The following is a 12,299-nucleotide window of genomic DNA, read 5'->3' as shown; positions in this document are numbered from 1 at the left end:
AGGAGCGCCCCGTGCCCAGCGTCGACTACTTCCTGTCCGGCTCGCCCGACGCGGCCCGCGCCGCGCTCGTCGCCGCCATCGAGGAGCACGGGTTCGAGGTCGTCACCAACCCCGACGGGTCGTGGGGGGTGTCCCGCGGCAGCGTCGCGATGACCGCGCTGTTCGGCGCCCTCGCGGGCCGCAAGAAGCAGCGCCTGGTGTACGCCGTGCAGCACCTCGACCACCAGGGCACGCCCGTCGCGCGGTTCTTCCGGGAGTCCGGCGCCGGGGTCATGGGCGGCGCGATCGGCGTCAGCCGGTCCGACGACGTGTTCCGCGAGGTCAGCGAGGCCGTCGCCGCGCGCCTGCACGGGCAGGGCCACCTGGCGCACCTGGTCCGCGGCGCCTGACACCCGCGCGACCCCCGTCGGGAATCCGCCGGACACACGCGCTGGTTACGCTCGACGCAGGCCCGTGACCGAGCGGGCAGCCGTACGCGAGGGAGATCGTTCACGTGGCACAGGGTGTGGTGGCCGAGGGCCTGCAGGTCGGGTACGCGGCGATGCTGGAGCAGTTCCATCCGACGGAGGCCGTGGAGCTGTCCGCCTACGCCGAGTCCCAGGGGTTCCTCGGCACGATGGCGGCCGACCACTACCAGCCGTGGGTCCCGCAGCAGGGGCAGTCGGCGTTCGTGTGGAACGTGCTGTCCGCGCTCGGTGAGCGCACGACGGGGGACATGGGCCCGGGCGTGACCGCGCCGACGTTCCGCTGGCACCCGGCGATGGTCGCGCAGGCGTCGGCGACGCTCGCCGCGATGTACCCGGGCCGGCACTGGCTGGGCCTGGGCTCCGGCGAGGCGCTGAACGAGCACATCACCGCGTCCTACTGGCCCGAGGCCCCCGAGCGGATCAACCGCATGTTCGAGGCCATCGAGATCATCAAGAAGCTGTTCACGGCCTCCCTGGCGGGCAAGGACGTCAAGCACGCCGGGCAGTTCTACAAGCTCGAGTCGACCCGGCTGTGGACGATGCCGGAGGTCGCGCCGGAGATCCTGGTCGCCACGGCCGGCCCCGTCACCGCGAAGCGCGCCGGTCGGCACGCCGACGGCCTCATCACCGTCGGGGCGCCGCTGGAGAAGATCAGCGGCCTGTTCGGCAAGTTCGACGAGGGCGTGCGCGAGTCCGGGCGCGACCCGCAGGACCTGCCGAAGGTCCTGCAGCTGCACCTGTCGTGGGCGGGTACCGACGAGGAGGCCATGACCAACGCGATGGTCGAGTGGCCGAACGGCGGCATGAAGTTCCCCAAGGGCGACATCCGCTCGCCGTTCGACTTCGCGCAGATGGCCAAGCTCGTGCGCCCCGAGGACTTCGAGGGCCGCATGGTCATCTCGGCGGACCCCGACGTGCACCGTGCCGAGATCCAGAAGTACGTCGACCTGGGCTTCGACCGCATCTACCTGCACAACGTCGGCCGCAACCAGCGCGAGTGGATCGACGTGTTCGGCCGCGACGTGCTGCCGAAGCTGGTGCGCTGACCGTGCACGGCTCGTCCGCGGCGGACCTGCTCACCGCCTGGGGCGTCCCCGGCATCGGCGAGGTCCGCCCGGGCGACGACCTGGCCGCGCTGCTCGGTGACGCCCTCGAGGCCGACGCCGAGGCGCGCCCCGCCACGACGCTGGCGGACGGCGACGTCCTCGTCGTGACCAGCAAGATCGTGTCCAAGGCCGAGGGGCGCGTCGTGCGCGCCGCCGACCGCGAGGCGGCGATCACCGCCGAGACCGTGCGCGTCGTCGCGACCCGCGAGCACGCCGCGGGCGTCACCCGGATCGTCGAGAACCGGCTCGGGCTGGTCATGGCCGCCGCCGGGGTGGACGCGTCCAACACCCCCGACGGCACCGTCCTGCTGCTGCCCGAGGACCCCGACGCGACCGCCCGCGCGCTGCGGGTCGCGCTGGCCGAGCGGTTCGGCGTCCGCGTGGGCGTGCTCGTCTCGGACACCGCCGGTCGGCCGTGGCGGCAGGGGCAGACGGACATCGCCATCGGCGCCGCGGGCGTGCGGGTGCTCGACGACCTGCGCGGCACGACCGACACCCACGGGCGCGCGCTGCAGGTCAGCGTCGCCGCGCTCGCGGACGAGATCGCCGCCGCCGCCGAGCTCGTCAAGGGCAAGGCCACCGGGGTGCCGGTCGCCGTCGTGCGGGGCATGGCGCACGCCGTGACCGCCGAGGACGGCCCCGGGGCGCGGGCGCTGGTCCGGGTCGGCCCGGACGACATGTTCGCCGAGGGCACCGCCGAGGCGTACGCGCGCGGCTGGAAGGACGCCGCCGGCTCCGACGCGTGAGCCTCGCGGGCCCGCGGTCGGCGCCGGGCTAGCATCGCCACGCACGGCCGCACGCCGGCCCGGACACGCACTGCAGGGGACGACCAGGAGGAGGCCCGTCGTGGCTGACGGCGAGAAGTTCACGTACGGCGGCGGCACCTGGGGCGGCGACCCGGCCGCGACGCCGAGCCTGACCATCGAGGTCCAGCACGGCGACATCGCCGTCATCGACTACCTGCCGTCGCCGACCGCCGCCGGCCGGTTCTACCTGGGGTTCCAGCCCCGGGACTTCTTCGACGACCCGGACGAGAGCGCGCCGGTCGACATCGACGCCGAGGCGGAGTGCTTCGCCGCGTGGGCCGAGCTGGTCGGCGCCGAGGACGTGCAGCCGAACGAGGTGCGGCGGCTCATGGCCCTCGAGGGCGGCGAGCCGGACGACACGTTCGTCGAGGAGACCGTGGTGCGCCTGCTGCGCCTGGTCAACCTGCCGCTCCCGGACGGCCTGCACGCCTGACGCGGTCGAGCCGACCGGGCCCGGGGTGCCGGGCCAGGGGTGCCGGGCCCGGCCGGTCGGGTCAGGCCGGGGGCGTCTGGGCGGCGATCTGCGCCGACTGGCCCGTCGCGCCGGGCTCGCCCGCCGCGATCGGCTCCGCGATGACCGCCGTCCCGTAGGCGCAGACCTCGCTGAACTGGCCGATCGCCCCGGTGTCGAACCGCATCGCGACGATCGCGTTCGCGCCGCGCTGGGCGGCCTCGGCCGTCATCCGGCGCATCGCCTCGTGCCGGGACTCGTCGACGATCCGGGTGTACTCGGGGATCTCCCCGCCGCCGATGGACCGGAAGCCCGCGGTGAAGTTCGAGCCGATGTTCGTCGAGCGGACCGTCAGGCCCATGACCTCCCCGAGGACCGCCTGCACGCGGTAGCCGGGGATCTCGTTGCTGGTGACCACGATCATGCGGCGATGCTGCCACGTCCTCCGAGGTGGGCGCGCCCGCCGCGGGGGTGACTCAGCCCTTCGCGGCGCGCGCGGCGGCCTTCGCGGCCTTCTTCGTCTCCCGCACCCGGCCCAGCGACTCCGGGTCCCGCACGTCGGCGATCGACCGCGGCACGTCGTCCCCGTAGGCGCCCGCCGCCTCGCGCCAGCCCGTCGGCTCGACGCCGCGCTGCTTGCCGAGCAGCGCCAGGAAGATCCGCGCCTTCTGGTCGCCGAAGCCCGGCAGCGCCTTCAGCCGCTTCAGCACGGTGGCGCCGTCCGGGGCGCCCTCGGTCCAGAGCCGCGTCACGTCGCCGTCGTACTCGTCGACGACGGCACGCGCGACCGCCTGCACCCGGGCGGCCATCGACCCCGGGAACCGGTGCACCGCCGGCGGGGTCGCGCACAGGGCGGCGAACGCGTCGGGGTCGGCGTCCGCGATCCGGGCGACGTCGAAGCCGCCCATCCGGTCCGCGATCTTCGCCGGGCCCGCGAAGGCGGACTCCATCGTCACCTGCTGGTCGAGCAGCATCCCGACCAGGAGAGCGAACGGGTCGGTGTCGAGCAGGCGGTCCGCGTCGGCGTCACCGGTCAGCCAGAGGGTCATGCGGCGATTCTCGCACCGCCCGGCGGCGTGCGGTCGCGAGCAGGCGCACCCTGGCGATGGCCGCAGAGTGAAGCTCAGTGTGGCTTCACACCGACACTGCGCGCCGCAGCGCACGACGAACCCCGATCGCCCAGGAGCCTGCATGCCCACCCTGACCGTGCGCCTCGACGACGAGACCCTGGCGGCGCTGCGCCGGCAGGCCGAGATCGAGCACCGGTCCATGAACGAGGTGACCGTGCTCGCGATCCAGGACCGCGCGGCGGCCGTCACGCGCCGCGCCGAGCGCAGGGCGGTCATCGGGGACCTGATCGACGGCAACCGCGAGCTCCTGGAGAAGCTGTCCCGGTGAGCGCGGGCCCGCTCGCCTGTCCCGAGCTCGCTGACGCGCTCGACATCTGCGACCGCCTCCACCTGCACATCCGCGACGCCGGGGCGCTCGCCTCCGCCGTCGATCGTCCGACGCAGGTGGTGTACGGCGACGAGGCGTACATCGGCATCCACGCGAAGGGCGCCGCCCTCCTCGACGCGATCAACCGGTCCCATCCCCTGATCGACGGGAACAAGCGCCTGTCGGTCCTGCTCGTCTTGCTGCTCTACCGACTCAACGGGCTCGACCTGGTGATCGACCCCGACGAGGGGGACGTGTTCATCCGCGAGGTCGCCGGCGACGTGCACCCGGAGATGCGGACCCTCGTCGCCTGGCTCGAGGACCACACCGTCCAGCGGTGAGGCGCGGGCGCGGACCGGCGTGCGGCGGTCTGCGCCCCGCAGCGCGACGCGACGACCCGGACGGACGTCACGGCCGTGCGGGGTCCGCGGGCACGCCGTGCGCCGTCGTCGCCGGCCACCGCAGGTCCGGGCACTCGGCCGCGGTGCGGCAGAACCGCAGCGGCTCGTGCGCGCCCCAGCCGAGGGGGATCGCGACCAGGCCGGCCAGGCACCCGGCGAGCACGAGGCCGGACGCGATGCGCTGCCGCAGCCGCACGCCGATCACCGCCTCTCGCCCTCGCCCGGAGCGACCGCCGACCGGACGTCCACCCGTCCCATCGGCCGGCGGGGGCGCCGGCGCTGGGGTCGGCGGCGGAACCACCCGGTCGGCGGGGGTACCGCCCGGCGTCGCGCGGTGCCACGATCGGGCGACCACCGAGGACGGGAGCGGGCCGTGGTCGAGGTCGCCGAGTACGTCGCGTCGCTGGACGGGGCGCAGCGGGAGCTGGTCGGGCGGCTGCTCGACCGGGCGCGGGCGCTGCTGCCGGACGTCGAGGAGGGCACGTCGTACGGACTGGCGGCCTACCGGTACCGGGGGCGGCCGCTGCTGAGCGTCGTCGCGGCGGCGTCGGGGTGCACCGCGTACCCGTTCAGCGCGGACGTCACCGCGGCGGTGCTGGCCACCCTCGACGGGTTCGACGCGACGAAGGGCGGCATCCGGTTCACGGTCGAGCGCCCCCTGCCGGACGCGGCGCTCGACGCCCTCGTGCAGGGGCGCCGGGCGGAGATCGACGCCGCCCTCGCCCGACCCCGACGCCGGACCCCGACCGCCGGCTGAGCCGCACGTCCGCGGCACCCGCGCGCCCGCGTAGGGTGCGGGGGTGCTGCACGCCCGGTGGGTCCTGGTCGTCCCGGTGAAGGACGCGAGCCGGGGCAAGACGCGGCTCGCCGACGTGCTGGAGCCCGGCGCCCGCGCCGCCCTCGTCCGGGCGATGGCGCTCGACACGGTCGAGGCCGTCCTCGCCGTGCCGCGGGTCGCCCGCGTGGTCGTGGTCACCGCCGACGCGCCCGTGGCCCGCGACGCCGCCGCGCTGCCCCGGGTCCGGGTGCTGCCGGAGCCCGCCGCCGCTACGGGGGACGCGCCCGGCGGGTGGGCGTCGCTGGACCGGGCGGTCGCCGCCGGGGTCGCCGCCGCGCGCGCCGAGGCGCCGACCGCGCACGTCGGCGTGCTGCTCGGGGACCTGCCCGGGCTCGACCCGCGCGAGCTCGACGGTGCGCTCGCGGCCGCCGAGGCGCACCCGCTGGCGGTGCTCCCCGACGCCGACGGCACCGGGACGACCCTGCTGACCGCCCGGGCGGGGGAGCGGCTGCGTCCGGCGTTCGGCGGTGGGTCGGCCGCGGCCCACGCGGCGCTGGGGCACGCGACGATCGACCTGCCCGAGGACGCGACGCTGCGGCACGACGTCGACGTGCCTGCGGACCTGACGGCGCTCCTGGCCCGTGGAGTCGGCGGCCGGACCGGGACGCTGCTGCGGCGGCTCGGACCGCTGGGCTGAGCCGCCGGGCCCGAGGGGCCGGACCGCCGGGGTCAGCGCCCGACGAGCGCCAGCGCCGCCGCCGCGATCCGGGCCGTCTCGGGGACGTCGTGCATCAGCGTGCCCGTCGCCGCCGCGCGCCAGCCGTCCGCCGCCAGCGCCGTCGCCGCGTCGGCGTCGACCGTGTCCACCAGCCACGCGTCGAGCACCCCGGGTGCGTCGGCGGGGCGCGTGCGGTCGCCGCGCAGGCCGTAGTGCCGGGCGACCGCCTCGGCGGTGGCGTCGACGCCGATCGTCGCCAGGCACTCGGCGGCCATCCCGCGCACGGGCGCGCCGCCCACGATCGGGGACACCCCGACGACGGCCGCGGAGGTCGAGGCCAGCGCCGCACGGACGCCGGGCACTGCGAGGACCGTCCCGACCGACACCACCGGGTTGGACGGCGGGAGCACCACGACGTCGGCGTCGGTGAGCGCGTCGAGCACCCCGGGCGCCGCCGACGCGGTGGCCAGCCCGACCTGCTCGAACCGGCGCGCGGGCAGCGCCGCGCGGTGCCGGACCCACCACTCCTCGAAGTGGATCAGGCGCTCGGGGTCGTCGACGACCACGTGGGTCTCGACGGGCTGGTCGGACATCGGCAGCAGCCGGACGCCCTGCGCGGCGAGGTCCCAGCGGCGCGTCAGGCGCTCGGTCGCCTCCGACAGCGTCAGCCCCTCGTGCAGCCACTGCGTCCGGGCCAGGTGGGTGGCGAGGTCCAGGTCGCCGAGCGTGAACCACTCCCAGCCGACGTCGTACGCGGCGAGGTCCGCGCTGACCCGGCTGGACTCGTCGCGGCGGCCCCAGCCCTGGTCCTCGTGGACGGCGCCGCCGAGCGTGTACATCAGCGTGTCGAGGTCCGGGCAGACGCGGACGCCGTGCAGCCACATGTCGTCGCCGGTGTTCGCGACGACCGTGACCTCGGCGGTCGTGCCGCCGCGCCCGTCGGGCAGCCGGTCGCGCAGCAGGGCCAGCAGGCCGCGGGTGAACCGGGCGCCGCCGACGCCGCCGGACAGGACGGTGATCTTCACGGTGCTCCTTCGACGGGGACGAGCGCGGGCACCGGACCGGGGTCGCCGAACGCGATCACCGGCCGGCCCGTGCGCGGGTGGGTCAGGACCTCGGCGTCGACGCCGTAGACGGCCCGCACCAGGTCGGCGGTCAGGACCTCGCGCGGGTCGCCGGCCGCGACCAGCCGGCCCTCGGCGAGCACCAGCACGTGCGCGCAGTACGCCGCCGCGAGGTTGAGGTCGTGCAGCGCGGCGACGGTCGTGCGGCCGAGGTCGCGGACGAACGCCAGCAGCGACAGCTGGGCGCTGACGTCGAGGTGGTTGGTCGGCTCGTCCAGCAGCAGCAGGTCCGGCTCCTGGGCGAGCGCACGGGCGATGTGGACGCGCTGCCGCTCGCCGCCGGACAGCGCGGCCCACGGCCGGTCGGCCAGGTGCGTCGCGTCGGCGGAGGCCAGCGCGCGGTCGACGGCCGCGGCCTCGGCGGTGTCCGTGCCCCACAGGGTCCGGTAGGGGATGCGGCCCAGCGCGACGACCTCGCGCACGGTCAGCGGGACGGTGGAGGTCGACTCCTGCTCCAGCAGGGCGATCCGGCGCGCGCGCTCGCGGCGGGGCACGGTGTGCACGGGGACGTCGTCGACCAGCACCGCACCGGCCTCGGGGTCGAGCAGACCCGCGACCAGCCGCAGCAGGGTGGTCTTGCCCGCGCCGTTCGGGCCGAGCAGGCCGGTCAGCGCCCCGGACGGGGGAGTCGCGTCGACGCCGTCGACCACCCACCGGCCGCCGAGCCGGGTGCCGACGCCGGAGATCGTCAGGTCCACGCGCTGCCCCTCCCGCGACGTAGCAGCACCGCGAACACCGGGACGCCGATCAGCGCGGTGACGATGCCGACGGGCAGCTCGCGCGGGTCGAAGACCGTCCGCGCGCCGGTGTCGGCCCACACCAGGAAGATCGCCCCGACCACCGCCGCGACGGGCAGCAGCCGCCGGTGCGCGGGCCCGGTGAGCGCCGAGACCGCGTGCGGCAGCACCAGGCCGACGAACCCGATCGACCCGCTGACCGCGACCATCGCCCCCGTGAGCAGCGCGACGAGGGTCATCAGCACCCAGCGCGTCCGGTCCACGTCGATGCCGAGCGCGGCGGCCGCGGTGTCCCCGAACGCGAACGCGTCCAGCCGCACCGCGGACCCGACCAGCACTGTGCCGACCACGAGCAGCGCGACCCCGGCGATCGCCACCGACTGCCACGTCGAGCCGGCGAGCGAACCCAGGAGCCAGTTGAGGATCTCCCGGTAGGAGTCGCCGGTCGCGGACCAGAAGATGACGAACGACGTCCCCGCCGCCGCGAGCTGCGACACCGCGAGCCCCCCGAGCACCGCGCGGCCCGGGGTCAGCACGCCGCCGACCCGCGCGAGGCTCAGCGTGGCGACCAGGGCGGCCAGCGCCCCGGCGAACGCCGCCACCGGCAGCAGCAGCCCGACGCCCAGGACCAGCACCGCGACCGCCCCCAGGGACGCCCCCGACGACAGCCCCAGCAGGTACGGGTCGGCGAGCGGGTTGCGGGTGAGGCTCTGCATGACCGCACCGGCCAGGGCCAGCCCCGCGCCGACGGCCGCCCCCGTGAGCACCCGCGGCAGCCGCAGCTCCCACACGATCGCGTCCGTCAGCACCGGCACCCCGCCGTCCGCGCCGGCCACCGGGCCCAGACCCAGGTGCCCCGCGATGCTCCGCGCGACGTCCGCGACCGCGATGTCCGCCGGTCCGATCGTCACGGTGACCAGCACCGTGGCGACCAGCAGCAGCACGCCCACGACCAGGGTCGGCAGCAGGGGCGGGCGCCACGGCGTGCGGGTCGCCGCGGGAGCGGCCGCGGTGCGGGGCGGGGTGCTGGTCATCGGCGGTGGGTCAGCCGTCCAGCGCGGCGAGCTGCTCGGACAGGCTGACGACCGCCTCGGCGTTGCGGACCCCGGCCTCCGCGGCCGGGAACGGCACGGTCAGGTACCGGTGCTCCTTGACCGCGGTCAGCTGCGCGGGCGCCGGGTTGCCCTCGAGCAGCGCGATCTTGCTGTCGGCGGTGTTCCAGGTCGCGTCGACCAGGACGATCACGTCGGGGTCCGCGGCGACGACCTGCTCCCAGCCGGCCGACGTCCAGGTGTCGTGCACGTCCGCGAAGATGTTGGTCAGCCCGGCGGCGTCCAGCATCATCTGCGGCGCGCCGATGCCCGCCCCGACGTACGGCGTGTCGGTCCCGGACGAGTACCAGAGCGCGGTGGTCTCCTCGGCCGGGGGCTCGACGCCGTCCAGGAGGTCCTGCTGCTCGGCGACGACCGCCTCGGCACGGTCCTCGACGCCCATGATCGAGCCGATCTCGCGGATCTCGTCGAACAGGCCGTCGAACGTCAGGGGGTCGGGCATGTACCCGTCCTCCTTGCACGCGGCGGGGGACACGTACGTGCCGATGCCCAGGCCCTGCAGCGCGGACCGCTCGCCGGCGCCGTCGTCGGAGAAGTTCGACTCCCAGCCCGCGTAGACGAAGTCGGGCTGCGCCTCGAGCAGCGCCTCCTGGCCGGGGACCTTGTCCGACAGCACCGGGACGGCGTCGTACGCCTCGGCGTAGGCGCCCGGCACCGGGCCGTCGGCGAACGCCGTGCCGACCAGGCGGTCCTCCAGCCCGAGGGCGAGCAGCATCTCGATCGACGTCGACTTGATCGCGACGACCCGCTCCGGCGGGCTGTCGACGGTGACCTCGGTGCCGCAGTTGTCGACGGTGACCGGCGTGAAGGCGGCCGCGGTCGTGCTCGGGGCGCCGTCGGAGGGGGTGCTCGCGGTGGGCTGGTCCGCGGCTGCGCCCCCGCAGGCCGCCAGCGCGGCGACCGTCAGCGCGGCGGGGACGGCGAGGGCGAGGCGACGGACGCGGGACGCACGGGGGCGGGTGCTGGTGCTGCGGGTGCTGGTGCTGCGGGTGCTGGTGGTGCTGCGCACGGTGGGGGCTCCTGACGGGTGCGACCCGGGGCGCCGCGCGGCGGTGTCCCGGGTCGGTGCGGCCGCGCGCCCGTCGGACGCCGCGGTCCGACGGTGGACGGCTGGGGTGCCCGCCCGGGACGAGGACGTCCGCGGCGGCGGGCCGGAGGGGAGGGGGTGCACGTCGCGCCCGGTGGCTGCGCCGCCCATGCGCGGGCGGCGACGTCCAGGCCACATCCGGCCTGGTCCACCGCTCACCCTACGCCCGCCCCGTGGCGCCCCGCCCGCGGCCCCCGCTGCGGCCCTGCCATCCAGGCCCCGCCCCCCCTGACTCCCCGAATCGACGAGAGGTCACGACACGCGGGTTCGGCGGGCTCCCGTTCAGCGTGTCGTGACCTCTCGTCGGGTGCGGGCGGAGGGTCCGCGGTAGTCGGGACGAGGCGGGTGGGGCGGGGCGGGCGGGGGCTGTCGCGGAGGTCTGCTCGCATCGCCCCGACGACGAGAGGTCACGACACGCGGGTTCGGGAGGGCCCGGGCCAGCGTGTCGTGACCTCTCGTCGGGGGTGGGGTGCGGGGGGTGGGGTGTGCGCGCGGGGTGGGCGCGGGCAGGGGGTGCGGGAGGGCGGGTGCGGGTGCGCGGGTGCGGGTGCAGGGTGCGGGGTCAGGGGGTCGCGGCGCGGGCGAGGGCGTGGGCGACGCGGGCGACCTCGGCGGGGCCGCCGGACAGGGCGCCGACGGTGACGCGGACGTGGCCCGCGCCGGCGTCCGGGGGCGGGACGGCGCGGAACGGGCGGCCGCGGGCGACGCGGATCCCGGCGGCCTCCAGCCGGACGAGGGCGGTGGCCTCGTCGGCGACCGGGACCCACACGTTGATCCCGTCGCCGGGCTGGACCACGACGCCGTGCTCGGCGAGGGCGGTGCTGAGCGCGCGCTGCCGGGCGTAGTAGATCCGCCGGGCCTGGGCGACCGCGGCCAGGGCCTCGCCGTCGACGAGCAGGTCCGCGAGCAGGTGCTGCAGCAGCCTGCTGGTCCAGCCGGGGCCGAGCATCCGGCGCGCGATCACCCGGTCCAGCACGGCGGCCGGCCCGCCGACGGCCGCGATCCGCAGGTCGGGGCCGTGGGACTTGGAGTAGGACCGCACGTGCACCACCCGGTCGGGCAGGTGGCTGCCGAGCGAGACGTCCGCGGAGGACGCGATCTCCCCGGAGTGGTCGTCCTCGACGACGTGCACGTCGGCGGCGGGGTCGGCCGCGAGGTGCCGGCGGATGACGGCGGCGATCTCGCGGGCGCGGGTGGAGGTCATGCTGACGCCGGTGGGGTTGTGCGCGCGGGGTTGCAGCACCACCACCTCGGCGCCGGTCCGCAGCGCGGCCTCGAGGGCGTCGGGGCGCATCCCGTGCCGGTCGAGCGGGACGGGCACCCGCTCGAGGCCGAGCTGGTCGCACAGGTCGAAGATCGGCGGGAACGAGGGGTCCTCGACGATGACGCGCCCCCCGAACCCGGCGAGCTGCTCCAGGGTGCGGCTCATCGCGTCGACCGCGCCGTCGACGACGGTGACGCGTTGGGGCGTGAACGGCCAGGACGCGCGCAGCAGCCGCTCCAGGGGCTCGATGACCGGTGCGCCGAGGTAGGTGCCGGTCCCGGCGGCGGGGGTGCGGGCGGCGATCCGGCCGAGGGCGCGCTGCAGCGGGGGCAGCAGCTCGGGGTCGGGCGTGCCGGTCGACAGGTCCAGCCGGGACGCGGGGCGCGGGGGTGCGGCCGCGGGCTCGGGGACGGCGTCGACGCGGCCGCCGGCGGCCATGTCCCGGTACCGGGGCGGCAGCCACGACGCGGGCTCGGGCAGCACCACCGTCCCGGCGCGCCCGCGCGAGGTGACGAGCCCGACGGCGGCCAGAGCCTGCCACGCGCCGCTGACGGTCGCGGGGCTGACACCGAGGTCGGCGGCGAGCCGCCGGACCGTGGGCAGGCGGTCGCCGGGCTGCAGCTCGCCGCTGCGCACGAGGCGCGACACGGCGGCGGCGATCCCCCGAGGACTGCGGTCCTCCACGTGCTGGGCCACGTCCATGCCGGCCATCGTGCCGGGCGCCGCAGGGCCGCACCGACCGCCGCGACCGCCGGCGCCGAAGTGTTTACAGCGCCGACACGCGCGTTCTCGCCGCCGAAACCGGCAGAAA

At 76.4% G+C, this 12,299-nt stretch carries 16 protein-coding genes; 8 read left to right on the top strand and 8 right to left on the bottom strand.

Annotated elements, in window-relative coordinates:
- The first annotated feature begins 11 nt into the window (after window positions 1–11).
- The 4 genes from AC1VL8_RS16770 to AC1VL8_RS16755 all read left to right on the top strand — a co-directional run bounded on the left by AC1VL8_RS16770 (window position 12) and on the right by AC1VL8_RS16755 (window position 2,812).
- Window positions 12–389, top strand: coding sequence for a hypothetical protein (locus AC1VL8_RS16770; protein WP_483075960.1), 378 nt, complete (start codon window positions 12–14; stop codon window positions 387–389).
- A gap of 104 nt (window positions 390–493) precedes the next feature.
- Window positions 494–1,513 carry a TIGR03557 family F420-dependent LLM class oxidoreductase gene (locus AC1VL8_RS16765; protein ID WP_483075959.1) on the top strand — a complete coding sequence of 340 codons (1,020 nt, stop codon included), beginning with the start codon at window positions 494–496 and terminating at the stop codon, window positions 1,511–1,513.
- 2 nt (window positions 1,514–1,515) lie between these two features.
- Window positions 1,516–2,319 carry a coenzyme F420-0:L-glutamate ligase gene (locus tag AC1VL8_RS16760; protein WP_389230317.1) on the top strand — a complete coding sequence of 268 codons (804 nt, stop codon included), beginning with the start codon at window positions 1,516–1,518 and terminating at the stop codon, window positions 2,317–2,319.
- Window positions 2,320–2,419: 100 nt separating this feature from the next.
- Window positions 2,420–2,812 (top strand): hypothetical protein, encoded by a 393-nt coding sequence (locus AC1VL8_RS16755; RefSeq protein ID WP_483075958.1) that lies wholly within the window; start codon window positions 2,420–2,422, stop codon window positions 2,810–2,812.
- A gap of 61 nt (window positions 2,813–2,873) precedes the next feature.
- Here AC1VL8_RS16755 and AC1VL8_RS16750 read toward each other — a convergent pair whose 3' ends face one another.
- Both AC1VL8_RS16750 and AC1VL8_RS16745 read right to left on the bottom strand, forming a co-directional pair.
- Window positions 2,874–3,254, bottom strand: a complete 381-nt coding sequence (locus AC1VL8_RS16750) for a YbjQ family protein (RefSeq protein ID WP_483075957.1) — start codon at window positions 3,252–3,254, stop codon at window positions 2,874–2,876.
- Between the two features lie 52 nt (window positions 3,255–3,306).
- On the bottom strand, window positions 3,307–3,879 hold the full coding sequence (locus AC1VL8_RS16745) for an HhH-GPD-type base excision DNA repair protein (RefSeq protein ID WP_483075956.1): 573 nt from the start codon (window positions 3,877–3,879) through the stop codon (window positions 3,307–3,309).
- Between the two features lie 142 nt (window positions 3,880–4,021).
- Between AC1VL8_RS16745 and AC1VL8_RS16740 the strand changes: the two genes are divergently transcribed.
- Together AC1VL8_RS16740 and AC1VL8_RS16735 are read left to right on the top strand one after the other, a co-directional pair.
- A complete protein-coding gene (locus AC1VL8_RS16740; RefSeq protein WP_483075955.1) occupies window positions 4,022–4,228 on the top strand; it encodes a FitA-like ribbon-helix-helix domain-containing protein in 207 nt (68 codons plus the stop codon).
- Entirely contained in the window at window positions 4,225–4,608 is a 384-nt protein-coding gene (locus tag AC1VL8_RS16735) for a type II toxin-antitoxin system death-on-curing family toxin (RefSeq protein ID WP_483075954.1), read from the top strand. The genes AC1VL8_RS16740 and AC1VL8_RS16735 overlap by 4 nt, the downstream gene beginning before the upstream one ends.
- A gap of 67 nt (window positions 4,609–4,675) precedes the next feature.
- Here the strand turns inward: AC1VL8_RS16735 and AC1VL8_RS16730 are convergent, their stop codons facing one another.
- Window positions 4,676–4,864 carry a hypothetical protein gene (locus AC1VL8_RS16730; protein WP_483075953.1) on the bottom strand — a complete coding sequence of 63 codons (189 nt, stop codon included), beginning with the start codon at window positions 4,862–4,864 and terminating at the stop codon, window positions 4,676–4,678.
- 177 nt (window positions 4,865–5,041) lie between these two features.
- Between AC1VL8_RS16730 and AC1VL8_RS16725 the strand changes: the two genes are divergently transcribed.
- Both AC1VL8_RS16725 and cofC read left to right on the top strand, forming a co-directional pair.
- A complete protein-coding gene (locus AC1VL8_RS16725) occupies window positions 5,042–5,425 on the top strand; it encodes an iron chaperone (protein ID WP_483075952.1) in 384 nt (127 codons plus the stop codon).
- Window positions 5,426–5,468: 43 nt separating this feature from the next.
- A complete protein-coding gene (cofC, locus tag AC1VL8_RS16720) occupies window positions 5,469–6,143 on the top strand; it encodes a 2-phospho-L-lactate guanylyltransferase (protein WP_483075951.1) in 675 nt (224 codons plus the stop codon).
- A gap of 32 nt (window positions 6,144–6,175) precedes the next feature.
- On the opposite strand, the gene cofD is transcribed toward cofC, so the two are convergent.
- From cofD to AC1VL8_RS16695, 5 genes are all read right to left on the bottom strand, one after another.
- Window positions 6,176–7,189 (bottom strand): 2-phospho-L-lactate transferase, encoded by a 1,014-nt coding sequence (cofD, locus tag AC1VL8_RS16715; protein ID WP_483075950.1) that lies wholly within the window; start codon window positions 7,187–7,189, stop codon window positions 6,176–6,178.
- Window positions 7,186–7,986 (bottom strand): putative F420-0 ABC transporter ATP-binding protein, encoded by an 801-nt coding sequence (locus AC1VL8_RS16710; protein WP_483075949.1) that lies wholly within the window; start codon window positions 7,984–7,986, stop codon window positions 7,186–7,188. The genes cofD and AC1VL8_RS16710 overlap by 4 nt, the downstream gene beginning before the upstream one ends.
- The gene (locus tag AC1VL8_RS16705) at window positions 7,977–9,059 is read right to left on the bottom strand and encodes a putative F420-0 ABC transporter permease subunit (protein WP_483075948.1); all 1,083 of its coding nucleotides are present in this window, start codon (window positions 9,057–9,059) and stop codon (window positions 7,977–7,979) included. The genes AC1VL8_RS16710 and AC1VL8_RS16705 overlap by 10 nt, the downstream gene beginning before the upstream one ends.
- Before the next feature lie 10 nt (window positions 9,060–9,069).
- The gene (locus AC1VL8_RS16700) at window positions 9,070–10,146 is read right to left on the bottom strand and encodes a putative F420-0 ABC transporter substrate-binding protein (RefSeq protein WP_483075947.1); all 1,077 of its coding nucleotides are present in this window, start codon (window positions 10,144–10,146) and stop codon (window positions 9,070–9,072) included.
- 640 nt (window positions 10,147–10,786) lie between these two features.
- Window positions 10,787–12,190, bottom strand: coding sequence for an aminotransferase-like domain-containing protein (locus AC1VL8_RS16695; RefSeq protein WP_483075946.1), 1,404 nt, complete (start codon window positions 12,188–12,190; stop codon window positions 10,787–10,789).
- Window positions 12,191–12,299 lie beyond the last annotated feature (109 nt).

The organism is Cellulomonas sp. KU4C, from assembly GCF_056868065.1.
Note: the sequence above shows the minus strand (reverse complement) of the source record. Positions and strands in the feature narration are given on the sequence as shown.